Below are 26,766 nucleotides of genomic sequence, written 5' to 3'. Positions count from 1 at the left end.
AGCAAAGCAGGACTATTTGAATAGGGGGTTCATATGAAAAAAACAATCATTTTTGTTGCGCCCGATAGTCCCAACCAAGTGTTTTTTAACCTCATGAATGAATCCAGCCATATCCAAATTTTGTTTTATGACTCATTTCACCAAATAGAATTAGCCATTGACCATCGATGTATAGGCATCATCGTTTGTCAGAAGACTCTTACGCTGAAGGAATTATCCATCTGGTGCAGGCTCAGAGAAAAAAACAGCATTCCATTCATATTTCTTACTCCGGGCGATAACAACCAGCTGGAGCTCGATATTCTGAATCAACTTCTATCCCTTTCCTCCCAATGCAAGGACAAGAAGGCAAGGAGGGAGAGGGAGTGTGTTTATTTATCGCCGGATACGATGTATGACCCCAATGTCAAAATGATTTGGAAGCACGGAGAGGGGCAAATGCTTACGCTGATGGAATACAGGTTGCTGGAATATTTTTTGGAGTCCGGCGATTGGGTCTCCAATATTGATCACATCATCAATAAGGTTTGGGGTGTCGATACCTTCACTTCATCCAATACGGTATATGTTCATATTCGAAAGCTGCGCGAGAAGATCGAGGCTGACCCCAGCAATCCGAAAATACTAGTAACTTGCCACGGACTAGGATATCGATTAAACGTCGTAAACAACCATTTGGAGGAGGCCGGTTATGAAGATGCATACCAGTATAAATCCGTTGAAATCGAAGAGATGGTATAAGCCGTGTGATTTTTTTATCGTCAGGATCCCTTTACTTCCTCTCAACGCCTATTTGCAAGTTCTGTCGCAGCCTTCCTTTCAAGCGAAACCGGCCCAAGAGACGGAAGAGCGCTTAAAAGAGGAAGCAATGAACTCCATCGTTCAAGAAGCTATAGCGGTTGCGTCTCCTTCGCTGAGGTCTTTTTTAAATTGTTTGCATACGACGGCATGTGAATCTGACCGGAAAGCCTTACAAAAATACGAGAAGACACTTGTCAGTTTTCTCCGCTATTTTATTCGAATGTCGACCCGAACCACCCCGTATGGATTGTTTTCAAGGGTAGCCCAAGGGTATTTCGGAGACCGCAGCGACTTGGATGCCGGTTCCGTGGCGGATAACAGGAAAAGGGCAAGGCCGGATATGGAATGGATTTTTCATTTGATCAAACGGCTGGAGTCGGATCCTGTCATTGTTGATGGATTAAAGGTATCTCGTAACAAAACATCCATGCTTAAAGGGAATCGGGTGAAGCTGCCTGTTCGCCCTCAATACGGGATATTAAAACTCGAGACTTCACCTGAAGGGATCAACTCGATCGGGTTTTCGGAAGTCGTTGAATTTGCGCTGAAAGCCGCGGAAGAGCCGATAGAAGTGAAGAAGCTAAAGCAAGTGATTTTGAAGGCTTTTCCGGAAGCAACCGAGGACATCGTTCATCATTTTTTGTCGCAGTTGTTGGAGCAGGAGTTTATGATCAGCGAGCTTCGGCCTCCGTTCATGGATGTATCGCCATTGGAGCACATCAAGGGTGTTCTTGCCGGAACGGACGGGGCTGAAAAATGGATGACGGTATTAAGTGATATCAGCAACCTGTTTCATCTTTACGAGCGATGTCTTATTGGAGAAGGCGAGCCTTTATTCCACCAACTTACCGAAAAGATGAATGAAGTTGTGACAACGGATCATTTGGTTCAGGTTGATGTTACATTGGATAAACATGTTATGCTGTCCCGATCCGTTGCTGATGATGTTGCGCTCGGAGCCGAGCTGATGTGCAAATTATTTGTTCCTGAAGGAGCGGGGTTAGAAGAGTATTTAAATCGCTTTCTCGAAAAATACGGCGTATATCAGGAAATTTCGATCCAAGAGCTGTTTGATCCTGATTGGGGGCTTGGAGTTCCAAAAGCATACCAGCCGGAGTTTAGCCCTGAAGGTCAGCAGAACTTATACGGACGCAACGCTGCTTTATTCCAATTGGTTTCAGAGGCTGTGCGTCAGGGCTCTGTTGAAATTCAGCTGACAGAGGAATATGTTCGGCAACTGACGGTAGTTACGGATCCGAATGAAGCTCCCGAATCGATGGAGATTTATTATACGTTATTGGCCGATTCCGCCCGGCATGTCGATCAGGGGGATTACATGTTGGTATTGGGGGCAAGCGCAGGGTCGAGCGGAGCCGGAAAAACGATGGGGCGTTTTATGGATATGTTTGATTCAACGTTGATTGAAAAATTCAAACAAATTTATGCCCACCATCAACAGTTTCATCCGGACGCCGTCCTGGCGGAACTGGTTTTTATGCCTTCCAGCGGCAGGGTCTCGAACATTATGCTCGGAAAAAACGGGTTGGCGTACGAAATCGTATCGGGCACCACCTCCTCTAAGGATCAGCAGCATACCCTTCATATCGATGACTTGCTTGTCGGGGCTACATATGATCGATTTTATATTAAATCCAAAAGGCTGGGAAAAGAGGTTATTCCGTTGCAAACGCATATGTTTAACCACAGGATCTCACCCTATATATTTAGGTTTCTTAGCGATATATCCAGAAAATTGATGGGAACGTGGTCTTATTTTAACTGGGGACCGTTAGAGCAATCCCCCTTTTTGCCGCGGCTCCGTTACCAAAATATCATCATTAGCTCCGCACAGTGGAGGCTTTCCAAGCTGACTCTTGGCAGCACTGATTCAAGGGAAGAGTGGGACAACACGTTCAACCTGTGGAAGGACAGATGGAAGGTTCCGCGGTATGTCTATTTGACAATGGGCGATAACAGGCTGCTCTTGGATTTAAACAATCCGTTATGCATAGATGAATTGCGGCGTGAAATAGCGAAGCTGCGGGACGGCCAAGAGCTGCTTCTAACGGAGTGCATAGATCACCCGGGTTCCACGCCTCTAACCTCGGATAACGGAAAATATATCGGCGAATTTGTTTTCCCCCTGCTCAAAAGCAAAATCGATCCAAAACCTTCTCCTGACCTCGCCAGGAAAGGAAATCTAAAACATGAGGCAGCCGGTGGTTCTCCATTCGTCTCCAGGGGGATTCTACCCGGTGAGGAATGGCTTTATATAAAATTGTACGGAATTTATGAGAGGGAAAATGATCTTATAGGCTTACATTTGGCGGATTTATGGGACCGGCCCGAGATCAGGCAGTGGGCAGAGAAGTTTTATTTTATTCGCTATAAAGACGACGAAAATCATATTAGGTTAAGATTCTACGGCAATCCGCATGAGTTATGGTCTACGGGGATTCGATACCTGAACCAATGGTGTAATAAGCTGCGTCATGACGGATTGCTGACTCGAATGACGATCGACACTTATGTCCCTGAATTCGAAAGATATGGCGGGATTACATTGATGGAAATGGCAGAGTCGGTTTTTGCCGCCGACAGTAAATTCGTAAGTCTATACCTGGGAGAAGTCCGGAGAAAACAAATCCAACTTGCCGAGGAAGCGGCGGCGGTCATGAACATTTTGGATATTCTCTCCAGTTTCGGACTGAACCTGGAAGAACAGATGAATTGGCTGGAACGCAAAGTTGACGGCAAGGAGCATATGAAGGCATATAGGGAATTAAAAAACGACATCATTCAAGCTATGGAGGCCAAAGAAGCCGGGCTGTTGTTCCAGGCGGATGCTCCAAATTCCCTACTGCATGCATTATACGAAAGACAAACGCTGATCCAGTCGTATTCCAAAATGATTCATGACGCGAACAAGCAAACGGGACTGGCCAATGATTCAAATGATATTCTGGCCAGTTTGGTGCACATGCATATCAATCGCTTGCTCGGCATTAATCGGGAACTCGAAATCAAATGCATGGCTTTGGCCAAATTTTCCGCGGCCCATTTTTATCACGCGAAAGGAGCTCTAAATGTTATCTCCTGATACAAGCATGAAGGATGATTACGTGTCGTTTTCCTCCAAAAATATATTTCGGACATTTCTATTTTGGCCCCGCATATTTAAACTGTTATGGGAAACGCACGCCCCTTATTTGATGGGGATCTTGTTCGTCAGTTTGCTTAAAGGCGTCCTGCCTGCCGTTGTCCTTATTGCTACAAGGGAATTGATTAACCATGTCGTCGGAGGCGTGTCCAAAGGTGATTTTAGACCTGTCCTGCTTGCTTTTGGATTTTTGATTGTACTGAACGTTATATCGGACTTGTTCAACATCGTTGACGGGTACTTTCGAAAAATGTTTCAAAGCCTCCTGTCCAACAGGGTGAACTTAAAGATCATTGAAAAGGCGCATCAAATGACGTTGCAGTCTTTTGAAGACGCCGACGTTCAAAATAAGCTGCAACGCGCGCAAGCGGAAGCAAATTACCGGCCTTTTGAGATCTTTGTGCAAATCCTTGCGATTATAAGCAGTGTCGTAACCCTGTTCTCGGCCTGTGCCATTCTTGTTGCCTGGAAGTGGTGGGTCATTTTTGTCATTTTCCTGATTCCGTGTTTGTCATTTTACTCCTTCTTACGAATCGGACAAAGGGAATTTAATACTTATTACAGGAGGGCGGCAAAGCAGCGGGAATCTTGGTACCTGTCATTTCTGGTGACCCGGGACAACAGCTTTAAAGAAATCAAAATTTTTCAATTAGGGCATTATCTGCGCGGAAGATATATGGCGATATTGAAGGAGTTTTTTAAAGAGGATAAATTTTTGGCTGCCCGCAGATCTTATACATCTTTGGTATTTCAAATTATCAATCAGGGGGCCTGCGGTTTCGTCGTTTTTCTGGCTGTTTATAGTGCGTACATGGGACAAATTTTGCTGGGGAATCTGATCAGTTTCATTCAAGCCATTACGCTGACCCAATCCACCTCGCAAAGCGTCGTTCAAGGAATCCTGAGTTTGTGTCAAAACAATTTGTATGTCAAACAGCTGTTTGATTTTTTGGATTTGCCCGAGGAGGAAGAGGTACAGGGATCGGGCCAAAAAATATCCGATATCCAGAGCCTGGAATTTCGCAACGTGTCCTTTAAATATCCGAATACGGAGAGAAACGCACTTTCGAATGTAAGCTTTACCTTGAATAAAAATGAGAAACTAGCCATCGTAGGCAAAAACGGGTCCGGCAAATCTACCATTGTAAAGCTGATTACGTTATTATATTCGGATTTTGAAGGGGATATCTTGATTAACGGGAAATCTATACGCGATTTGAATAAAGAAAGCTTCCGTGAAAAAATGGGAGTGGTTTTCCAGGATTTCGTACAATATGAAATGACGGTAAGGGACAATGTCGGATTTGGGGATGTAAAGGATAAGGAGAATGATCAGCTTGTATGGAACGCCGTTGAGCAATCCGGAATTACCGAATTGGTTCAACGCCTGCCGAATAAATTGAATACGGTTCTGGGAAAATGGTTTGAGGATGGCCAGCAATTGTCGGGCGGGCAGTGGCAGCGTGTTGCCATTGCGAGAGCTTTTATGCGGAATGCGGATATCTATATTTTAGATGAGCCGAGTTCTTATTTGGACCCTCATTCCGAGCGGGAAGTATTCGGAAAATTCGAGCAGCTGACCTGCGATAAAATTGGAGTATTCATATCCCACAGACTTTCCACGGCCAGAACGGCGGACAAAATTATTTTATTGGAGAACGGCCGAATTATTGAAGAAGGCACGCATGAAAGCTTGATGAGGTTAAACGGCACCTATTCTGAAATGTTTGAAATCCAAGCCTCCTCTTATCGTTCAACTGACGATTCCGGGTCTACGGAGAAAAACGCTTATTGGTCGCCACTCGTTAGCACTTCGGCTGAATAGTGCATGCTCCAATCCTAAGCGCTCATGCTGGTTGTTGATCCAAACGTGGGCGCTTTTTTTATATTCCCATAGATGATGAAGAAATGGCTGAGTGCTTCTTTCTCCCTTATTTGTTATATAATACATATATGCCGATGCGCAATCCGACCATTTTGGGCATCGGCTAAATACGATGTCGAACTAAAAGGAATCAAAGAATGATGGAGAAAAACTTTATCGATCAAATTTCCATATTGCTGGTGGACGATGAGCAGGGGTTGTGCGACATGCTGACCGCCGTGTTAAAGAAGGAAGGCTTTCGGCAGATCCGCAGCGCGGGAACCGGAAGCGAAGCGCTTCAAATGTTGGCCGTGCTCACGGTGGATGTCATCGTGCTGGATGTGATGCTCCCGGATGAAGACGGCTTCGAAGTGTGCCGGAAAATGCGCAAAATGACCGAAGCGCCGATTCTTTTTTTGACCGCCAGGGACACCGATTTGGACAAGCTGATGGGATTTGGCATCGGCGGAGACGATTATATCACCAAACCTTTTAATCCATTGGAGGTTGTTGCCCGCATTAAAGCCCGCTTGAAATACAAGATGCGGGAGGAAAAGGCGGCAGCGGCCCAGTCAGGAACACTGGATTATAACTATTTCCGGGTTGAGCCTGAAGCCGGGGAGCTCATCGTGGACGGGAAGCGGGTGGAATGTCCGGCGCGCGAATGGGAACTGCTCGTATTTTTATGCCGTCATCCGAACCGTATTTTCAGCACGCGCCACTTATACGAAGCGGTTTGGAACGAACCTTATTTCGGAGATGAGAAGACCGTTGTAATCCATATCTCCCGGCTGCGGAAAAAGATTGAACCCGACCCGGGCCATCCCCGCTTTCTTGTGAACGTCAGGGGGCTTGGCTACAAAATGGTAGCCCCGAGGAAGGGGCAGGAATGAAGTCATGATCAAAATGGCGATTCGGTTTATTCAGTTCATCCTCATGTTGGTGGCGGCTTCCGTTGCTTGCTTTATTATACTTTCGATTGTCCTTATATATCTTCGGGAAGTCATGACTCCGCTGCAGTTCATATCTACTAGAACATTACTGTTTTCAATCGGGCTCATTCAAATCGTCTTATTCATCTTGGCTTGCGGCTGGAGCGTTGGCAAACCCCTGATCTATTTAATTCGTTGGATCAATCGTTTATATGATGGGAACTACCATCAGCCCGAAGAACATGTTCGGACGCAATCCAAGAATCCCGTACAGGAAAAAAACTATCGTTATCCTTATGCTTTATATAAAGAATTGTTCGAAGAGATGAGCCAGTTATCGGAGCAGCTGCATCACAGCGAAACGGAGCGGCTGAACATGGAAGCCAAAAAGCAGGAATGGATTTCGTCCATCAGTCACGACCTGAAAACGCCGCTGTCCTATATTGAGGGTTACGCCCATATGCTAACCGCAGCCGAATATCATTGGACCGATGAAGAAAAGTCGAACTTCAGCAGGCAGATCAGCGACAAGACGGCCGACATCAAAAGGCTGATCCAGGATTTGAATCATACGAACCGCTGGCCGGTAGAGCAATTTCCCATGGACCGTAAAAGGGAAGATGTGGTGAATTTTCTGCGCGATGTGGTCATTGATATCGCTAACCACCCTTTGGCAGAGCATACCCTGTTTACTTTTACGGCTTCGGAAAGCGTGTATAGGATGGATTTTGACAGCAAGCTGCTCGGGAGAGCCGTTCAAAACGTACTGATGAACGCCGTAATCCATAATCCTCCCGGAACCCGGGTTACATGCGAATTTGCAGTTCAGGATAACAGCGGGTTTATTGTGATCGAGGACAACGGAGTCGGGATCGACGAAGACGTGTTGATGGAGGGGATGGTTCATTCCGGCAAAGGAATCGGGATAGCCAGAGCTTTTGTCGAAGCGCATTCCGGAAGGATGAACATCACGAAGGCCGACGGCGGGGGCACCCGGGTTGAGATCACATTGCCGAATTAGGCCGATGAATTATGCTGCCGTTTATTCCTTGTTTACCTGTTATTTACCCTGCATTGCTACACTTGAGATGTTCGTTAAGATGCAAGCAGGGAGGAATAAGCGATGACGGATTATGCAATAGACACCCATCAGCTAACGCGAAGGTTTGGACAACGGGAGACGGTGAAGCGGATTGATCTGAAGGTTCCGAAGCGGGAAATCTATGGATTTTTGGGGCCGAACGGAGCCGGGAAAACAACGACGATCCGGATGCTCCTTGGCTTGATCCGCGCTTCGTCCGGAGATATCCGCATTTTGGGTAAAGATCTGAACAAGAACCGAATGGAGATATTAAAAGATGTAGGTTCGCTCGTCGAATCTCCGTCTTACTATGCCCATCTTTCAGGTTATAAAAATTTGAAAATCGTAACGCTGATGCACGGGATTCCGGAATCCCGAATCAACGAGGTTTTGCAATGGGTCCGGCTGGAGCAGGCCGCCCATCGCCCGGTGAAGGGGTATTCGCTTGGCATGAAGCAGCGGCTCGGTATTGCGATGGCGCTGATTACGGAGCCCAAGCTGCTGATTCTGGACGAGCCGACAAACGGCTTGGACCCATCCGGCATACAAGAAATACGCGAGCTGATTTCGCGGCTGCCCCGTGACTTTGACATCACGGTTTTGCTCTCCAGCCACCTTTTAAGTGAAATTGAGCAAGTGGCAACCTATGTAGGGATTATTAACCATGGAGAATTGATCTTCCAAGGGCCGCTTCAGGAATTAACCGAACGGAGCAGGCCTTATGTATGGATGGAAATCGACCAGCCTATGGAAGCGGCTGTCGCCTTAAGCGGCAACGGATGGGATGCGGAGCCGGATGCAGCGACAGGCCAGCTTAGAACCTCCGTGACCGACCGGCGGGAATCGGCTGAAATGATTCGATATCTTGTTGAGCAGCAGCATGATGTCTACCGGGTAACGGAGAAGAAGAAGACCCTTGAGGAAATTTTCCTTGAATTGACCGGGCAGGAGCAAAGCTTATGAATCTGGAGCTTATACGTGCCGAGGGCCTCAAACTGAAGAGATTATGCCGCTTGATCCCTTTTTTGCAGGGCATCATTTTGATCAGCATGACGGCGCTGGAGTGGTATCTCTATTTTCGTCAAGGACCCGGGGGAGTCTATGCAGGTTTTGCCGTCATGTATATGTTTATCTCGTTTGTTTTTTTATTGGGCATTACGCTTCTTGCCAGCATTATGGCAGGTACGGAGCACGAAACGAAGGCTTGGAAGCAGCTGCTGGCCATGCCGATCCCCAAAGGATCGATTTATCTGACGAAATTGCTGTGGATTTTCATTTTGCAGCTGTGCACTGTAGCGATTACGGTCGTTGGTATGTGCATCATTTGGTTTTTATATACGAGCGAACCGCTGCCGTGGACAATCTTGATCTTACAGCCGCTTTTCGTCTGCTTGTCTTCCCTGCCGATGATGGCGATCCAGCTGTGGTTTTCCACCGTGTTTTCCAACCAGGCGTTGCCGCTGGCTATAGGAATATTCGGTTCCATTTCCAGCCTGTTTTTGGCTCGAAGCAGTTCTTCCATCATTCATCTTCTTCCTTGGTCATATCCCGCTTTATCCAGTCCGCTTATTCCCGGTCATGTACAGTGGATTTGGATATCGCTTGGCGTGGGATTATTGTTGTCCATCCTGGGAGCTTTCATGTTCGCCAGAAGAGAGTTTGAATAGGAGGAACAGAAGACATGAAAATGCTTTTGCGTGCCGAAGCGATGAAAATCCAATGGAAAATCGTTTTTTTGCTGGCTTTGCTGGATACGCTGATCAATGCAGCCATGGGCGTGGAGCAGCTCCAAAGTTTGAAGGAATTTTTTGCGCCGAGCTGGACGACCCTTTATATCCACAGCGTGAATCTTCATTCGATGTTTTTCTATCCTCTTTATTGCGGGATTCTGGCTTCATTATTGTGTATGTACGAGCACCGGGACGGGGGCTGGAAGATCGTGCTCGGATCTCCCGGTCCGCGGCATAACATTTTCTATGCCAAATACTTGGTATTAATCGGGATTCTGGCGCTGGTGCAGGTTGTATTCATGTTGGGGTACCTTGCCGCAGGCAAGCTGGCGGGTGCTCCGGGAGGCATTCCTTGGGGAACGTTGCTGTATACCGGGCTGGGGGGATGGATCGGCATTCTGCCGCTCGCCGCCCTGCAGCTGATCGTTTCCATTAAAGTGCGTAATTTCGGGGCTTCCCTCGCGTTGTCCGTAGGTTATGTCGTTCCGAACATCGTGCTGACCGGTTTTCATTCCTCGATCGGGGCTTGGCTTCCGTTTACGATTCCCTACTATGTGATGATGCCGCAGGCGGCCATCTATGCCCCAAGGGTCGAACCTTATAGCTTGTGGGCGATTACGTTGGTTACGGGAGCGGCTTATTTGCTTATCGGCCAGCGCTTTTTTGAAAAAAGAGACTGGTTATAAATGATCGATTGTGGCATTATCAGCGGGCGTAACCTTTCGGGGCATGCTCATGGTAATGCCTTTTCGCATTCATCGTTTTTTCCACCAGGCAGCTTACTCTTGCTGCCGCGAAAAAAACACCTTCAAAGATGCTTCCATACCTTACGAGATGGTTGCATGTTCTTGAAGGTGTTTTATTTTGCCTTTTTAAATTGCCACTTATCTACAACGGATTTCGGTAAAGGCGGCGCTTTGAAGGCATCGTCTGTTATAGATTGTCAAGCAGGTTGTCCGCAGTGAGTTGGATGTGCGTTCTAAAGATGTCGACGGCACGATCGCTGTCGCGGCTAAGAACGGCATCGGTTAATGCTTTATGTTCGGCGCGGCCATCGCGGGTTGGCTGCTGTTGGAACGACCAATGTCGATAAAATTCGCTCAAATCCCAAAGGCGTCTGCAGATATCCAGGAGAAGCGCATTGGGGCATGCAGCGATAAGCTGGTAATGAAATTGACGGTGGATATCGGACCACTCTTCGCGAATGGCAAGCTTTTGATCCACTTCCTCGTATTCGGCCGTTTGCGATAATTTGTGGTGAAGGGCGATGACATTGGATTCCCATGTGAGATCGCCATGGGCGATGGACAGGCGTAATGCTGCGGATTCATTGATCAACCGCGCCTCTATGATGCTTTTCAATTCTTCTTCCGACGCCGTTTTCACGGAAAAGCCGTGATTCGGGTTTTGCAAAACGAGGCCTTGGGTTGCTAACCGGGTCAGTGCTTCCCGAACGACGGCAACCGAGACATCAAAACTTTTGGCTAGTTCCGAAACGGTTAATGGAGAGCCTGGTTCATATTGCCCGGCCAAAATATCATGCCTCAGTTTCTTTGTAACATTTTCACTTAAAGTGGACGAACCGTTTCTTTTCGCCATGAAGCCGACACCATCCTTTATAACATCGGGATAATCCACGTTTAAATAATTTACACTGAAACTTATAAAAAAACAAGCTGAAATTCGAAAATACAATAACAAAAATATTTATGTTTACAGAATCGATTCTTGGATATATAATCGAATCGTACAAAAAAGGAGGAGTTTACAGTGAACAACAACCCATTTGCCAAATTGCCGGAAGTCGCGGCCTTTCAGGTAACGAGTAACGATATTGTAGAGGGCTTTCCCTTGCCTCTCCAGCAATACGCGTCTGGAGTGGAGGGGGGCAAAGATCTTTCGCCTCATTTGAAATGGTCGGGTGCGCCCGAAGGCACGAAGAGCTTCGCCGTCACCGCGTATGACCCGGATGCCCCGACCGGATCGGGCCTGTGGCACTGGGCGGTCATCAACATCCCTGCCGGCGTCAGCGAACTGCCGGCCGGCGCAGGCGACGAACATGGCAGCGGCTTGCCGGAAGGCGCTTTGCAACTGCCGAACGATTTGCGGCTTGAACGGTTTATCGGTGCGGCGCCTCCAGCGGGACACGGTCCTCATCGGTATTATTTTGTCGTTCATGCGCTGGATGTCGAGAAGATCGGCGTTGACCCAAGCGCCACGCCGGCTCTCCTGGGATTCACCATGCTGGGCCATACGCTGGGAAGAGCCGTTCTCATGGCAACAGGTGAAATGAAGTAACCCGAGTGTTCGCAAGCTGCAAAAGGATAGGAACGCCTGATGCTTCAACCGAAGCATCGTCATATAAGGAAGGAGAGGTGAAGCAAAACGGTTCGTCATCGAATTGTATGTCCCGTATGCCGCCAACCGATTAAAAATTTGAAGCATACGATCATTTGCGGCTGTGGGAGCAAAATCAAAAACAAAATTGCCATTAAGAAGGCGGGAGCATCATGAAGCCGATCCATGAACAAACGATTCTTGTTACGGGAGCGACGGACGGCATCGGCAAACAGACCGCGATCGATTTGGCGTCGCGGGGAGCGACCGTTATCGTGCACGGGAGAAATGACGAGCGGGGAAGGGCTGCGGTAGAGCAGATCGTCCGGTTAACGGGAAACGATAACATTCGTTTTCATAAGGCGGACTTTTCGTCGCTTGCGGAAGTGCAGCGGTTCGCAGGGGAGGTACAGGCCGAGTATGCAGGTCTCGATGCGCTGATCAACAACGCGGGTACCGGTGGATCAGGAGAGCGCGCCTTAAGTCGGGACGGATATGAGCTTATGCTTTCCGTCAATTATTTGGCCCCGTTTCTGCTGACCGGTTTGCTGCTGCCCATGTTGAAAGAAAATTCGGCGCGGGTCGTAAATGTTGCGTCCGCAAGTCAGAAACGGATCGAGTTATCCGACTTAATGCTGGAAAGAGGTTATTCGCCGTTAGCGGCCTATCAGCAAAGCAAGCTGGCCCTCGTAGCGTTCACGTTCGAGTTGGCCGAAACTTTCCGGAGGACGGGGATCACCAGCAACTGCTTGCATCCCGGAACTTACCTCGATACGAAAATGGTGCGCGAAAGCGGCGTTACTCCGCTAGGCAGCGTTCATACCGGAGCAGATGCGGTCGTCCATTTGGCTGTTTCGACCGAACTCGAAGGAGTCACGGGGAAATACTTCGATCGAAAAAGGGAAGCAACTGCCGACAAGCAAGCCTATGACGGCCAATTTCGCCGCAGGCTGTGGGAGCTCAGCGCGCGCTTGACCGGCTTGGATCAAACAAGGCAGCTGCAATGATAGCCCAGTGGAACAAGTGGCGCTGCGGACTTTGAACGATATACGAATGTTTTGGAGAATCGAAAGACCGGGATTCCTTGATGAGCAAGGAGTTCCGGTCTTTTACTTTATTATTCGTGAGCAACGATTCACTTCGCGTAGGGTTTTCACTTATTGTTGGCAGGCCCGCTAAATCAAACCACTTGCTATTTATCTTCAAATCACATATTATATAATTAATAATCTTAAGTTAAAGATTTTATAAAAAGGAGGCATCATGACCATGCTAAAAACGGCAGGTATTCACCATATTACGGCATTCGTCAATAACGCGCAGCAAAACGTCGATTTTCACGCCGGCGTACTCGGATTGAGACTGGTCAAAAAGACGATTAACTTTGACGCGCCGGAAGTATATCATTTATATTTTGGCAACGAAAACGGCAGCCCCGGAACGATCATCACGTTTTTTCCGCAGGATAACGCGAGAACGGGCGTCATCGGCGGCGGGCAAGTAAGCATTACGGTATATGCCATTCCGGCCGGCAGCATGGACTTTTGGACGAAACGCCTCGATTCCTTTGGCATCCGTCATGAAACGACGAACCGGTTCGGGGAGAGCTACCTGCGTTTCTTCGATCCATCGGGATTGCAAATCGAGCTCGTGGAACGCGAGGAAGGAACGCCAAGCCGCTGGTCCTTTAACGGCATTCCGGCGGAGCACGCGATTAAAGGATTTGGCGGAGCGATGCTCAGCAGCATCTCTTCGAAAAATACGATGCTCGTGCTGGAAAGGGTGCTTGGGCTCGAACGTGTCGCCGAAGAAAACGGCCTGGTTCGCTTTAAAGGATTCGGGGACATCGGCAACATCATCGACGTCAACGCCGAAAATGCCCAGTGGGGCGATCCCGGCGCAGGCACGGTGCATCACATCGCATGGCGGGCCAAAGACTATGAAGAACACGAGCAATGGCGCGCGCTGCTGGCGGAAATCGGCTTCCAGCCGACGCCGGTCATTGACCGCCAGTATTTTAATGCGATATACTTCCGTGAACCGGGAGGTATTTTGTTCGAAATCGCGACCGATCCTCCGGGCTTTGCCCGCGACGAAACTTTCGAGGAACTGGGCACGCATTTGATGCTGCCGGAATGGTATGAGCCGCAGCGCGAATTGATCGAACAAATATTGACCAAGATTGAAGTACGTGAAGTGAAGGGGGAATTTCAATGAGCAATCTAAGCATGAAGCATGTTTTTAAACAAGGTTCCGATCCGGCCGCGCCGGTGCTTGTCCTTTTGCATGGCACCGGGGGCAACGAGCATGATCTGCTGCCGCTGGCCGAGATGCTGTCGCCGGAATCCTCCGTGCTGGGCGTGCGCGGCAACGTGCTCGAAAACGGCATGCCGCGCTTCTTCCGCCGATTGGCGGAAGGCGTGTTCGACGAAGAGGATTTGGTGTTCCGCACGAAAGAGCTGAACGATTTTCTTGATGAAGCGGCGAAGGAATACGGCCTGCAGCGCGAGCGCATGATTGCCGTCGGCTTCTCGAACGGCGCCAACATCGCCGCCAGCCTGCTGTTCCATTACGAACATGCGCTGTGGGGAGCGGTGCTGCTCCATCCGATGGTGCCGCTGCGCGGCAAGCAGCTGCCGGATCTGACCGGGGTTCCGGTCTTTATCGGCGCAGGCAAAAACGACCCGCTCTGCTCCGTATCCGAAACGGAAGAGCTGCAGTCGCTGCTGGCCGGGGCGGGAGCCGAGGTTCAAGTGCATTGGGACAACCAGGGCCATCAGCTGAGCAAAAGAGAGCTGTACGCCGCCTCCGACTGGCTGGATAACCGTTTCTAATCAATAAAGGGGGAACCTCCTGTCCCGACATGGGACGGGAGGTTTTTTGCATTCGGGCGATCCGCGTCTCCGAACCGATTTTTCCTAAATTCCTCTTGAAAAATGGCAGCAAAAAAGGTACGGTACTGAGTAATAAACTTTTAAGGCGAGAATCAAAGCCCGGAAACGATAAAAAAAGGCGGGCTGATGGAGTGAGGGGAACAAAATGAAGGAACATGTTCAAGAAACGACCGGCAGCGGAGCCCATACGGCAGCACAAACAACGGAATCGATCGGCCATTCGGTTTCGATGGAGGATATCGTGCGCGCGCATCACGTCCTGCGCGAGGTGATCGTCCGCACGCCGCTGCAGCTCGACGCGGTATTGTCGGCAAAATACAAATGCAACGTGTATTTGAAAAGGGAAGATTTGCAGGTGGTGCGGTCCTTTAAAATCCGCGGCGCCTACAACATGATCCGTAATTTATCGGATGAGGAACGGGCCAGAGGCATCGTGTGCGCAAGCGCGGGCAACCATGCCCAAGGCGTGGCTTTTTCCTGCAATGCCCTTGGCATCCAGGGCAAAATTTATATGCCAAGCACGACGCCGAACCAGAAGGTGAAGCAGGTCAAGCGTTTCGGCGGCAGTAACGTCGAGGTCGTCCTGACCGGCGACACGTTCGACGACGCATTCGAACAGGCGATGAAAGCTTGCGAGGAGCAGGGCATGACGTTTATCCATCCGTTTGACGCTCCGAAAATCATTGCGGGCAACGGCACGATCGCGATGGAAATCATGGAAAGCATGGACGTCCCGGCGGATTACGTGTTCGTGACGATCGGCGGCGGCGGTTTGGCGGCAGGCGTAAGCACGTACATCAAAACGGTAAGCCCGGCCACGAAAGTGATCGGCGTCGAGCCGTCGGGCGCGGCGTCGATGAGCGAAGCGCTGCGGCGCCATGAGGTCGTGACGCTGCAGGAGATCGACAAATTCGTCGACGGCGCTGCGGTCAAACGAGTGGGGGACATGCCGTACGCCATATGTGCAAGCAATCTCGACGACATCGTGAAGGTGCCTGAAGGCAAAGCCTGCACGACCATCCTCGACCTGTACAACGAAAACGCGATCGTCGTTGAGCCGGCGGGCGCCCTGCCGGTCGCGGCACTCGATCTGTACAGCGAGCAGATCCAAGGCAAAAACGTCGTCTGCATCATCAGCGGCGGCAACAACGACATCGACCGGATGCAGGAAATCAAAGAACGTTCCTTGATGTACGAAGGCATCAAACATTACTTTATGATCAATTTCCCGCAGCGTTCCGGCGCGCTTCGCGAATTCCTCGAGGACGTGCTCGGTCCCGGCGACGACATCACCAACTTCGAATATACGAAAAAACATAACAAAGAAAACGGCCCGGCCCTCGTCGGCATCGAGCTGAACAGCAAAGAGGATTACTTGCCGCTGATCGAGCGCATGAACCGCAAAGGGCTGCAGTATACCGAGCTGAACAAGGACTCGAACCTGTATAATATTTTGATCTGATCGCATGGAGTGCTTTACAGAAAACGTTCTTCCTTCACGGAAGGGCGTTTCTTTTTTAGATATAAGACCTCCATGCCGCTTCGCGGCACCACTGATGGATGAAAATTTAGGTCAGAATGTAAGTTTCGGAGTCCGCTATAGCAAGCAAAAATGCCGCCAGTATCGCAGTCAGCCTTCTATGGAAGCAGTTCGATAGATGCTGTTCTTGTGCAACGGACCGGAATCTCGATAAAAACTTCAATTTTTATATTGACCGAACAGTCACCCAATAATAAAATGGAGTTGTATTCCAAATTCAATGTGATGATGGAGGAATTAATATGGACTTGTATTATGAGGTTAGCGGAAGCGGAAAACCTGTCGTGCTCCTTCATAGCGGCGGTGCGGATTTACGGGATTGGACGTATGTCGCGCCTTTGCTTGCACAACATTATAAAGTGGTCGCTTTTGACGGCCGCGGCGCAGGGAAGTCTCCATCGCCCTTGGAACCGGCGAACTATGTTGCAGACCTGCTGGCCCTGCTTGATCATCTGGGGTTTGAAAAGGCTGCGCTTGTCGGCCATTCGATGGGGGGCAGGATCGCCGCGGATTTTGCGCTTGAGTGCCCGGACCGGGTTTCGGAGTTGGTTCTTGTCGGTCCCTCATTATCAGGTTTTAACCTGTCCCAAGAATTTCAGGATTGGATGCAATGGATCAATGAAGCCTTCCCTGATATCGACAAGGTGATCGAGCGTTCCTTTGACGCTCCGTCGTACCGCATCATTAAGTCCAGCGAGCATTGGGAATTGATGCTTGATATGTTCCGCCATCATTTAAAGAAAACTTCGGAATGGGGCAGCTTTGAATCGATTTGGCCGGAACCGCCCGCCATTGAAAGGCTAGGGGAGTTGGTACCCAGAACCATGCTTTTGATTGGCGATGAAGAACTGCCCGATAACGTTCGGATGGCAGAGTGTTACCGGGAAATCCCCGATTTCCGTTTGGTCACGGTTCCCGGCGCAGATCATATGGTTACGCTAACCCACCCTGATGAGCTATGCCGCCATATCATCCGTTTTTTGGGAGAGTGAACATATGCCGCGCACACCGGAAGAAAATGAACGCATTCGTCAGATTTCCAAAGAGAAAATTCTCATGTCCGCCATGGAGTTGTTCATGAAGCAAGGGTACCATGCGACATCCATTGACGAGGTAGCCAAACATGCGGATATATCCAAAGGCCTTTTATACAACTACTTCAAAGGGAAAGAAGAATTGCTCGCGACCATGGTCGAGGCGAGAATCGGCGAATTGGTGGAGGTGATGGAAGCAGCAGCCTCAAAAAAGACGCCGGCCGAGCAGCTAAAGTATATCGTTGAAGGCGCCATCGATAATGTCCGGGACAAACCGGAAGTATTCCGGTTTTATCTTCATTTGCAGACCCAGCCTGAATCTGACGAAGTGTTGGTGAAATACAGCAAAATGCTGATCGAAGAAAGCGCCAGACAGTTCAATTTGCAATGCGAGATGTTTGAAAAGCTTGGGGTCAAAGAGGCTAGAAAACGCTCATTGTATTTTTCATCCACGCTTCAAGGCAGTATGTTGATGATTTCAACGTATCCTGAGCAGTTTCCGATCGAAGAGATAAAGGCACAGATTATTCAAGAATTTTGCGGATGAAGCAGGTTTGAACAAGGGAAGAAAGCTTCCGGGATAAAAAAAGAAAAACGCCATCGTGTACCCGATAAACCGCTGCGAACAGCGGTCCCTCTTTCGGGGGAATCACGCAGGCGTTTTTTAATATTTTTCGTGTTATGAATCCATTTCATAATGGGTTAAACATGCGATAACGAAACGATATATAGACAAATAAAACCGTTTTGATCTATATATCGCCCTGATTAAAGCTGCTAACGGTATTATGAAATTGATTCGTTATAAATAATAATTCGTCATCGACTGATCGCTGGCCAACACGGCTTCGCTGTCGAGTTTCTTTTTCAAATAAGACTTGTCCGACGAGATAAAGATGCTCATGATCAAATCGACGACAAACAGGAACGTGATGTGATTCGACAGGAGCGCACTGTTATTCACTGATATTTTATCCGGCACGATAATTTTCTCATCCGCATGTTCCGTAATCGGCGACGAATCATAACAGGTGATGGCAATCGTTTTGACCTGATGGACCTGCGCGATCGCTACCGTCTCCACAATTTCTTTCGTCGAACCGGAGCGGGAGAAAGCCACAACGGCATCTTCTTGGCCGCACTGGGCGGCAGCGATCTTCATGGCACGGCTGTCATTAACCGCCTCGGCCATCATGCCGATGATGGACAAGCGGTTCTTCAGGGCGATGGCGGCCAGATACGAATCGAACATGCCGATAATATAAATGCGCCGTGCTCCCTTCAACATATCCACCACGCGGCGAAGCTGCTCCTCGGTAACGAGCGCGGACGTATTGACGATCAGTTCGTTATAATCGAGCGCCAGCGCATCGATCGGGTTGATTTCCCGTCTTTCTTTTTTCTTGGCTTGCATATCCCGATAAAAAGCGTCCTGGGCAAAAGCGATCTTGAAATCGTTAAAGCCCTTGTAGCCGATTTTTTTGCAGAAGCGGTTGATGCTCGTTTCCGATACGCCGATTTCATTGGCAATGGCCGTAATCGTGTTGCGCGTAATAAAATCCGGATTGTGTATAACGAAATTGGCGATCTGGTTTTCGCCGAAGGTGAGTTTTTGGGTTTGGGACACGATTTTGGCGATGACGGCCGGAATCTGTGAAGACATGATACCTCCTCCTGATCTAACGCGGGAAAAACTAATCCGGCGGGGCTGACGATAACTTTTCCCATTATATCATACTGCGTGAGGTATGGAGAGAGCGTCATATCCATTATTTACAAGCTTCGATCTGCCGCATGAACTCATCCGCCGGAAGCTGCCGCTCCCGGATCAAATAGGCATAGTCCAGCAAATTGGGCAGGCAGGGGAGCGCAAGCAAATCCTTGCAAAACGCATGCGCGGCGATCTCGCAGCACTGCACCACGCTTGATTTTTTCGTAAACGGCCCCAGCTTAAAAACCTCGATACTGTCGAGTTTTTCATTCGTAAACACCTGATCCCGGTACTCCAGCCAATGGTAGAACTCATGAGCCAAATGAATATCGACCAGAAGATCCAGCTCGTTTTTGCCGGTAATGCACTGTTCGCCAAGAAGCTCTTGGCATACCGTTTGCATGCCTTTCAGGGAAGAGGCGTACAACATAATCTCCGGCGGCGTTTTGGCAAAATCGATCTGCGCGCGAAAAGAGACGTTATGAAATGTCCCGGAAGCTTCCGTGATTTCATACCGAAGGCCGGCGTCCCTGTACATGTCCCGAATGCCGAGGCCTTTATACGCTGACGCCGCCAGGCGTCCGGCCTGAAGGGACTCATGGACATAGTAGGGGATTTTTGCAGGCGGTATTTTGTGAAAAAGCGGATCCTGCCTCAGCTCCATGCAGCCTAAAACTTCATCGGACAGACCGGACAAGCAGTCGGGCAAAAGGGTTTGAACCGGCATTCGCGGCGACCTCCTTGCTAACTTAGAAGATTTTCCCCACGTTAGATGTAATTCGGGATCCCTGAATCGATCATGCACCCGAATCCACACGCAAAGCTATTGTTTTACTGATAAGCCACAACCAGCATTTCATCCTGCGGCGCAAGCATTTCGGTTTCGATCTCCAGGATGGACAAAAGCTGCTCTTTAGTCTGCATGCCGGTTAAATCCAGCATTTTTTCCTTGTAAAAGACAAACACCTTCGGAATCGTGGCATTGGCGTCGGAATAAATGGTATTGTCGTCCAAAAACGAGCTTAGCGCTTCCTGCGCGGATTTATTCAGCTTCGTAAAATGGACATTGTTTTTCTTGAAGCGGACAACGCCTTCGCGGTCCAAAACGCTGACGGCATTGGATTTTTTCTTCAGCAGTCCGAACAACGACTTCTTTACGCTTTCGCTGGCAAACAGATGCCAACGACCGGTTTGTGCGGCAAGTACGGTCGTTTCCACCGGACTGTCGATGGAACCGGCGGCAATCGCCCGCATGTCTTCCTCGGATATCGCTTCCTGGGCCAAATCCTTGGAACGCAGCTCGGTGGAGCCGGTGGCGATGGCGCGGAGAATATTTTTCTGGCTGTCGATTTCGATCGTCACTTCAACGGTATCCTCGGAAGCGCCGGATTGAACGATCCGTTCGATGATATCGGCGCGGATGCGTTTGATATCCTCATCGGTCGGATTGACGACGGTCCGCTCCAGCTGTTCCTTGACCATAGCAAGCGCCACGCCGATCGTTGAAACATAGGGCGCATTGTTGGCGATTTGGAATTTGAATCCTTCGCGCTCTGCCATCGCCGGGACAAGCACCGCGCCGCTGCCGCCGCCGCCCACCAGCGTAACGAAGCTGCGGTCCAGCTCATAGTCTTCGATCATCTCGTTAACGGTTTTCATCGTTTTATCGATGGCGATGTTCATCACCTGTCTGGCGGCTTCTTCCACGGTGACACCGACGTATTCCGCCAGCGCCTGCCAGGCTTTCAGCGCGGCTTCGGTATTTCCTCTGGCATAATCGCCCTCGGGAACGTAATTCAAAATATTGGCCGCTCCGGCCAGCGTATACGAATATTCCTTGCCTCCGGCGCATTCGCAGATGACGTATTCGGCAGGGTCCCCTTCACGCGGGCTGATGAATTTCACTTTCGGATCGACGATGTTTTCTGCAGCTGCGAAAGCCTCATATTCTTTGCCGGCAATATGCGCGCTGCGCGGTCCGACATCCGTAATTCGTCCACCGGCTACCTTGATCATGCTGCCGCCGGCAATGCCAAGCGTCCGTACATCCAGGGATTGTAGGTAGGTGCGGTGGCCGCCGACCTCGGCGTTTTTGATCATGACCTTGCCGTTTTTGATGACGGAGATGTCGACGCTGGTCCCGCCGACCTCAAAGAAAATGCCGTCGGAAATTTTTTCGTACATCAGCGCGCCCGCTACACCGGCAGCCAATCCGGACAACATCGTCAGGATCGGGCGCTTGCGCACCTCGTCGATGCTCATGACGCCGCCGTCGCATCGCATAATCATCAGCTGCGACTTTATGTTGGCGTTTTTGACGGACTTTTCCGTCATGTTCGCGGTCTCCATCATCTTCGGGATGAGCGAGGCGTTGATCACGGCGGTGCGCGTCCGCGTCTTCAGGCCGTACAGCTGGCTGATCTCATGTCCGCCCGTGGCGTACAGGCCTTTGCGGTTCGCAAGCTCTACGACGCGCAGCTCATTGGCCGGATCGTCCACGCTGTAGGCTTCGGAAGCGACGATCACCTCGGCTCCTTGCGCGGCCAGTTCATCAATGGCGGTATTGATTTGCTCATCCGTCATGTTTTTGGAGTCCAGATACGTATGAAACGTCCGCAAATATTTGCCCGGCGCCAGCTCGATATCTCCCGGATTGGATTCGGAGCGGGCGCTGAGTCCGTCAAGACCCGAACCCATGCCGATGATGCCGACACGGGCGACGTCTCCCTCCAGCAGGGCATTGGTTGCTTGCGTCGTTCCGTGTGCGATGAAGGTAACGTCTTCGGGATCGATGCCTTTGCTGCTCAGAATGCGATTCAAAATTTGCACGATCCCTTTCGCCACCCCGTCCGGGTCATGGTGCGTGGTCGGGATTTTCATTTTTTCGATGACTTCGAATGTTTCATTGTCGATGAGAGCCGCGTCGGTAAACGTACCGCCAACGTCAATGCCAACCCTTACTTTTGTTCTCCCCATTATGTCCTCCTCCGGATGACGGGCAAAGAACCTTCTGCCGGAGCTTTCCCTAAGCTTTTCGCAGGGCCCTTGTGCCCGGTGTGATCTAAATAAGTTGAATCTAATTCATGTAAAAATCCGCTCAAAAAGCATATGCTTACGATGCTATAAAAGTTGAACCAATGATTATGAATGGAAAGGAGGCAGCCGGGTGAAATGTTCTTACGATCGCTGTTGCTCCCGGATTTCTATGATTTGAACCTAATCTATGGTAGAAATCCGCTCACAAAGGCGAACGCAGTATACGCTTCCGAAGTAGCTTTTTTTCAAAAAGCTTTCAGCTTCTCCAGAATCATTTCCCCTAGGTTCAATATTCTAAATGCATCTTCTGTAGAATATTGAACCCTCTTGCCTGTTCCTTTTCATTATCTTTAGTTCAACTTATATAGCTTTCTGTAGGAAAGCTTTTAGGCGATCGCAGCTAAGCTTCCGGAGTAGCTTTTTTTCAAAAAGCTTTCAGCTTCTTCAGAATATTTGTTCCAGGTTCAATTTCTAAAACGATCTTCTTTAGAAGATTGAACCCTATTGCCTATTCCTTATTTCTTTCTGGGTTCAACTTATATAAGCTGTTTTTCTTTTTTCTTTTACAACTGCGTTCACAGGTTTACTGGTTCTTTGTTTTGACACAGACGGTTAAAATACCAAGAATGCTCCAATAACTACTGAGATGAGGACAGAGGCCATCGTCCATGGCAGCGTCTTTTTCAAAATCTCGTTGATATCGCTTTTCGTAAAATCGGCCACCCACACGTTATGCGAGTTGGTAGGGTCGGATACGGACTGCACGTTGCTGACGGCGCGCAAGGCGAGCATCGCGGCCACTGGCGTCATGCCAGCGGAAACGAACAGGGCGGCGATGCCGCTGCCAAGCCCCCATACGTTCAGCGGTCCACGGTAGATCGCAAGCGGCGACAAAATCGTGAAGAACAGAATGTACGTCAGCGGGTTGCCCGGCAGCACGGACTTGATCAGCGGCGAGATGACAGCCGATACCTGCGGCGACATGACGGAGCTCAACAGGATGCCGATGCCGATCATAAGCCCCATGGCGCCGGCGACGTCCTGAATCCCTTCCACCAGCGCGCTGGAGAGAATATGGATCGGACGTTTGGGCCAGGTGAGCAAAATGGTGACGATTGCGCCGATAATAACGGCCGGAACGATGTCAATTTTGAAAATGAAGACGAGAAGCACCGGCACCAGCGGACTGATCAGCGCAATTGCTGGCACTTTTTTGTTGTCGCCTGGCGTTGCGGCCGGCATTGCCCATGCTTTGCGGCCTTTGCCGTCTTTTTGGATGTAAAATACGATCATGATGAGCGAAATAACGAAAAGAGGGAGGGCGACGACCATGGTGTAGTTGGCGATTTTATCGACGGAAAGGCCCAGCACGTCGACATAAACGGCCCAGTTGGAAACGTTGAAGAGGGAGCCGACCCCGACGGCCAGCAGGACGACGATCGAAGCGACGAATTGGGAAATGCCTGCCGTCAGCATGATCGGAATGACGATCGTACCGACCAGGATCACCATGCCAAGTCCGCCTGCCGCCGAAAAAATGATGGATGCGGTAATAAAGAAGAGAATAGCTATAAGTACGGGTTTATCGCCGGCCAGCTCGGCCGCCTTGCGGATGATGGATTTGGTAATGCCGACCTTGTTCAGAATCTGGCCGAACCAGGCGCCGAATATAAGGCCGGCGATGGCGCCGGATAACTTCATGGAGCCGGATGCCAGAATGGTTTTGGCGATGGTGGTCGCCTCCGGATTATTCGACAGCAGCGGCACGCCCGCGATAATGGCGAACAGTATCGCCATGCAGGGCAGAGCCAGAATGGTCGGCAGCTTGCGCGCCATCATGAGTCCGACAAACACCAGAAAAACGAGAAGAATACCGATTGCTTGGAACCACATTGCCGTTGTCATCCAATTTTCCCCTCTCGAAATGGGTGTTTTATACAAGTTGAACCAATGATTATGAACGGAAGGAGGCAGCCGGGTGAAATGTTCTTTCGATCGCTGTTGCTCACGGATTTCTGGATTTAGCAAATTTCAATATGTAGAAATCCGTTCACAAAGCATATGCTTCCGATGCTAGCTTTCCGTAGGAAAGCTTTTAGGCGACCACTCCGTTTCTCCAGAATCATTTCCTCCTCTTGCCTATCCCTTTTACTTTAGTTCAACTTATATAGCTTGCATTCGGAAAGCTTTTAGGCAGCCGCAGCAAATGCTTCCGAAGCAGCTTTTTTCAAAAAGCTTTTAGCTTCGTAAGAATCGATTCCGTCCCCTCCGCTACCTTTGCTTTTTAAGAACTAATTATGATGTTGAGCCCTTTCTTTAGTACAACTTTTAAACTTCTAGGTAAGCTCCTTGCTCTTTTAAAATTGTCTGCACTTTCTTGATGTCGATGTCCTGTACATTTTTACCCTCCAATGCCGCGAGTGCCGCGGCAACGCCGCCGCCGTGACCGATGGCGCCCGTTGTCGGTGTAGTTCTCATCGCTGCCTGCGCTTCGAAGGTGGCCGAAATGCAGCGGCCGATGATGATCAGGTTATTCACGGAGCCGGTAATCATGCAGGAGTAAGGTATGCTGTATACGCCGCCCCATTCCAATTTTTGATGTTTCGTGCCCTCGCCGTCCGGACTGTGGATATCGATCGGATAACCGGAGTGGGCGATGGTATCTTCGAACAGGCGCTGCTCTAAAATATCCTCAGCGGTCAGCGTGTAGATGCCCTTGATTTGGCGCGAGCCGCGGACGCCGATGTTTGGCCCGGTAGACTCAACAACCGCATTCTCGAATCCTGGAATGTATTTACGGACAAAAAGCTCAAGCTCGCGGCACTGCTTGCGGCCTTCCATTTCCGCCTGGCTCAGGCTATGAGCGTCGGTTGCGTCATAACCGAGTATACGGGTGGTGTTCAGGATGACCTCGCCGGGGTTATTCGTTTCGAAGAACAAAATATTTTCGCGCGGAATGGAAATTTCACCCCGTTCTTTGGCTTTGCGAAACAGGCTGTCGAATCCGCCGACCGAAAGGCGGGGGGCTTTCTCGATAATGGAGGTATCCCCGTTATAAAGCGGAAAGTCCTCCGGGTGGCTGTGAATGTATTCCTTAACCTTTGGAATGTCGACATTGTACATTTTCATTTTTAAGGTCATCGGCTGCGTTGCGCCGTCGGATTCGCGTCCTTTCGTGTATTCCACGCCGGCAAGAGCGGAGAGGTCGCCGTCTCCCGTCGCATCGATGAAAACAGAAGCGTGGATGTCACTAAGTCCGGATTTATTGCATACCCGTATGCCCGTAATCCGGCCGTTTTCCGTAGTAACGCCTGCCAGCATCGTATGATATAAAATCTCGCCGCCGGCTTCCGTGACCATCAGCTCAAGTTCATGTTTCATCGCTTCGGCGTCAAAAGGGGTAACCGAATATGTAAAACCTACCGTATCAAAAATATGCCCGGGAGATTTGCCCAACCGCTTTAGCCGCTCGATCAGCTCCCCGGTGAAGCCCTGAATGACCTGTTTATCGCCGGCATGGAAGGTCATCATGGGTCCAACGCCGTTTGCGGTAAGCGTGCCGCCAAGAAATCCGTGGGACTCGATAATCAGCGTTTTCGCGCCGGTTTTGGATGCAGCGATGGCCGCCATCGTACCGGAGATGCCCCCACCCATTACAACTACGTCGTACTGCTGCATGTTCCTCGCTCCTTTTTTCCAAGATGTAATCCTTTGATGCCTTTAGGCTAACAAAGAAAAATTACTTTGTAAACGCTTTTAGAAAATAATTTTCTTAATGTACGGAAATGCTGAAAGTTATTTGCTGAAGTGTGATAGTACATTTTTATGTGAACTTGGTGTGGAAATATCATAAAAAAAGAAGACTCCCAAGGACGGAAGTCTTCTTTATTTTGCGTTTAAGTTATACATGCTCAAATAACATAATTATATCGTCGAGTAAACAATCAACGGTATGTACCATTCATGATTTTTAGTATCGAGATAGAGGTTGGCCCAATGAATTATTATGAGCATGTATTATCAAGGTCGTTTGGAGTCGTTCGTTTGGCCAAGAATGTAATCAATGCTTACGTTATAAAACTTGGATAATTTAATTAAGACAGAGCTAGGCACATCCAACTCCCCGCTTTCGTATCGGGAGTAGGTTGCTTGTGAAATGTTTAGATGATCAGCCAATTTTTGCTGCGTCAAATCTCTGTCCTCTCGCAAATCACGTATTCTCTTATACACTCTTCATCACCTAAGCCAAGTTTAAATTATGCGAAAATTGCATATTGTATTTTATGCATTTTTCGCATAAAATCTACGTGGAAAGTATTGGATGATACGAGGATGGGATGTTCTAATTACCAATTTCCACTAAGGGGAGAGTCGTAATGAAGAGTATTTTGGAGGAAATATACTACGGCAACCTGCGTCCCGAAGAGCAAATTGTCCCCACAGATCCTAAATATCGATCGATTAACAGAAAACTAACGGAATTGATAGAAGAAGCCAAACAAAGATTTTCGGAGAGCGATTTTGCAGCCCTTGAGGAAATTCTGGATTTGAATGGGGAGTCTAACTCTATACTAGCGAGTGCTTCTTTTGTTCAAGGGTTTAGGATGGGGGCTTTGGTGATGGTGGAGGTGTTTTGTGGGGAGGGG

General features: G+C 49.3%; 23 protein-coding genes. 16 read left to right on the top strand and 7 right to left on the bottom strand.

Going from position 1 to position 26,766, the window contains the following annotated elements:
- The first annotated feature begins 33 nt into the window (after positions 1–33).
- The 8 genes from RJP21_RS29555 (at position 34) to RJP21_RS29520 (ending at position 10,254) form a co-directional block, all read left to right on the top strand.
- Positions 34–741, top strand: a complete 708-nt coding sequence (locus RJP21_RS29555; protein WP_310862382.1) for a winged helix-turn-helix domain-containing protein — start codon at positions 34–36, stop codon at positions 739–741.
- Positions 692–3,901, top strand: coding sequence for a lantibiotic dehydratase (locus tag RJP21_RS29550; RefSeq protein ID WP_310862381.1), 3,210 nt, complete (start codon positions 692–694; stop codon positions 3,899–3,901). The genes RJP21_RS29555 and RJP21_RS29550 overlap by 50 nt, the downstream gene beginning before the upstream one ends.
- Positions 3,888–5,786: an ABC transporter ATP-binding protein gene (locus RJP21_RS29545; RefSeq protein WP_310862380.1), complete on the top strand. Its 1,899-nt coding sequence runs from the start codon at positions 3,888–3,890 to the stop codon at positions 5,784–5,786. Before RJP21_RS29550 ends, RJP21_RS29545 begins: the two co-directional genes overlap by 14 nt.
- Positions 5,787–6,001: 215 nt before the next feature.
- Positions 6,002–6,718, top strand: coding sequence for a response regulator transcription factor (locus tag RJP21_RS29540; protein WP_310862405.1), 717 nt, complete (start codon positions 6,002–6,004; stop codon positions 6,716–6,718).
- 4 nt (positions 6,719–6,722) lie between these two features.
- Complete coding sequence (locus RJP21_RS29535; RefSeq protein ID WP_310862379.1) at positions 6,723–7,778, top strand: sensor histidine kinase; 1,056 nt, start codon at positions 6,723–6,725, stop codon at positions 7,776–7,778.
- Positions 7,779–7,880: 102 nt separating this feature from the next.
- On the top strand, positions 7,881–8,801 hold the full coding sequence (locus RJP21_RS29530; protein WP_310862378.1) for an ABC transporter ATP-binding protein: 921 nt from the start codon (positions 7,881–7,883) through the stop codon (positions 8,799–8,801).
- On the top strand, positions 8,798–9,505 hold the full coding sequence (locus RJP21_RS29525; protein ID WP_310862377.1) for an ABC transporter permease: 708 nt from the start codon (positions 8,798–8,800) through the stop codon (positions 9,503–9,505). The genes RJP21_RS29530 and RJP21_RS29525 overlap by 4 nt, the downstream gene beginning before the upstream one ends.
- A gap of 14 nt (positions 9,506–9,519) precedes the next feature.
- Positions 9,520–10,254: an ABC transporter permease gene (locus tag RJP21_RS29520; RefSeq protein WP_310862376.1), complete on the top strand. Its 735-nt coding sequence runs from the start codon at positions 9,520–9,522 to the stop codon at positions 10,252–10,254.
- Between the two features lie 247 nt (positions 10,255–10,501).
- On the opposite strand, the gene RJP21_RS29515 is transcribed toward RJP21_RS29520, so the two are convergent.
- Entirely contained in the window at positions 10,502–11,167 is a 666-nt protein-coding gene (locus tag RJP21_RS29515; protein WP_160045032.1) for a GntR family transcriptional regulator, read from the bottom strand.
- A gap of 171 nt (positions 11,168–11,338) precedes the next feature.
- Here RJP21_RS29515 and RJP21_RS29510 point away from each other — a divergent pair, with 171 nt between their 5' ends.
- The 7 genes from RJP21_RS29510 to RJP21_RS29480 all read left to right on the top strand — a co-directional run bounded on the left by RJP21_RS29510 (position 11,339) and on the right by RJP21_RS29480 (position 17,920).
- Positions 11,339–11,866 (top strand): YbhB/YbcL family Raf kinase inhibitor-like protein, encoded by a 528-nt coding sequence (locus RJP21_RS29510; RefSeq protein ID WP_310862375.1) that lies wholly within the window; start codon positions 11,339–11,341, stop codon positions 11,864–11,866.
- Positions 11,867–12,078: 212 nt separating this feature from the next.
- Positions 12,079–12,912, top strand: a complete 834-nt coding sequence (locus tag RJP21_RS29505; RefSeq protein WP_310862374.1) for an SDR family NAD(P)-dependent oxidoreductase — start codon at positions 12,079–12,081, stop codon at positions 12,910–12,912.
- Positions 12,913–13,174: 262 nt separating this feature from the next.
- Positions 13,175–14,122 carry a ring-cleaving dioxygenase gene (locus RJP21_RS29500; protein ID WP_397386304.1) on the top strand — a complete coding sequence of 316 codons (948 nt, stop codon included), beginning with the start codon at positions 13,175–13,177 and terminating at the stop codon, positions 14,120–14,122.
- Positions 14,123–14,133: 11 nt separating this feature from the next.
- Positions 14,134–14,739 carry an alpha/beta hydrolase gene (locus RJP21_RS29495; RefSeq protein ID WP_081992707.1) on the top strand — a complete coding sequence of 202 codons (606 nt, stop codon included), beginning with the start codon at positions 14,134–14,136 and terminating at the stop codon, positions 14,737–14,739.
- A 289-nt stretch (positions 14,740–15,028) separates the two neighbouring features.
- Positions 15,029–16,261, top strand: a complete 1,233-nt coding sequence (ilvA, locus tag RJP21_RS29490) for a threonine ammonia-lyase IlvA (RefSeq protein ID WP_310862404.1) — start codon at positions 15,029–15,031, stop codon at positions 16,259–16,261.
- Positions 16,262–16,581: 320 nt separating this feature from the next.
- Positions 16,582–17,331 carry an alpha/beta fold hydrolase gene (locus RJP21_RS29485; RefSeq protein WP_310862372.1) on the top strand — a complete coding sequence of 250 codons (750 nt, stop codon included), beginning with the start codon at positions 16,582–16,584 and terminating at the stop codon, positions 17,329–17,331.
- A gap of 4 nt (positions 17,332–17,335) precedes the next feature.
- Entirely contained in the window at positions 17,336–17,920 is a 585-nt protein-coding gene (locus RJP21_RS29480) for a TetR/AcrR family transcriptional regulator (protein ID WP_310862371.1), read from the top strand.
- Positions 17,921–18,175: 255 nt separating this feature from the next.
- Here the strand turns inward: RJP21_RS29480 and RJP21_RS29475 are convergent, their stop codons facing one another.
- From RJP21_RS29475 to RJP21_RS29450, 6 genes are all read right to left on the bottom strand, one after another.
- Positions 18,176–19,036: a MurR/RpiR family transcriptional regulator gene (locus RJP21_RS29475; RefSeq protein ID WP_310862370.1), complete on the bottom strand. Its 861-nt coding sequence runs from the start codon at positions 19,034–19,036 to the stop codon at positions 18,176–18,178.
- Positions 19,037–19,142: 106 nt separating this feature from the next.
- Positions 19,143–19,811, bottom strand: coding sequence for a C1 domain-containing protein (locus tag RJP21_RS29470; protein ID WP_310862369.1), 669 nt, complete (start codon positions 19,809–19,811; stop codon positions 19,143–19,145).
- A 104-nt stretch (positions 19,812–19,915) separates the two neighbouring features.
- Positions 19,916–22,060: a hydantoinase/oxoprolinase family protein gene (locus RJP21_RS29465; protein ID WP_310862368.1), complete on the bottom strand. Its 2,145-nt coding sequence runs from the start codon at positions 22,058–22,060 to the stop codon at positions 19,916–19,918.
- Positions 22,061–22,732: 672 nt separating this feature from the next.
- On the bottom strand, positions 22,733–24,025 hold the full coding sequence (locus RJP21_RS29460) for a citrate transporter (protein WP_310862367.1): 1,293 nt from the start codon (positions 24,023–24,025) through the stop codon (positions 22,733–22,735).
- Between the two features lie 423 nt (positions 24,026–24,448).
- Complete coding sequence (locus tag RJP21_RS29455) at positions 24,449–25,798, bottom strand: FAD-dependent oxidoreductase (RefSeq protein WP_310862366.1); 1,350 nt, start codon at positions 25,796–25,798, stop codon at positions 24,449–24,451.
- A gap of 342 nt (positions 25,799–26,140) precedes the next feature.
- Entirely contained in the window at positions 26,141–26,350 is a 210-nt protein-coding gene (locus tag RJP21_RS29450; protein ID WP_310862365.1) for a helix-turn-helix domain-containing protein, read from the bottom strand.
- A gap of 146 nt (positions 26,351–26,496) precedes the next feature.
- Between RJP21_RS29450 and RJP21_RS29445 the strand changes: the two genes are divergently transcribed.
- Positions 26,497–26,766: DUF6809 family protein (locus RJP21_RS29445; RefSeq protein WP_310862364.1), on the top strand; the 270-nt coding region annotated here is incomplete at its 3' end.

This window comes from Paenibacillus sp. VCA1 (assembly GCF_031583795.1).
In the GTDB taxonomy this organism is placed as follows: domain Bacteria; phylum Bacillota; class Bacilli; order Paenibacillales; family Paenibacillaceae; genus Paenibacillus_AQ; species Paenibacillus_AQ albilobatus.
This window is presented reverse-complemented; position numbering and strand designations above follow the sequence as displayed.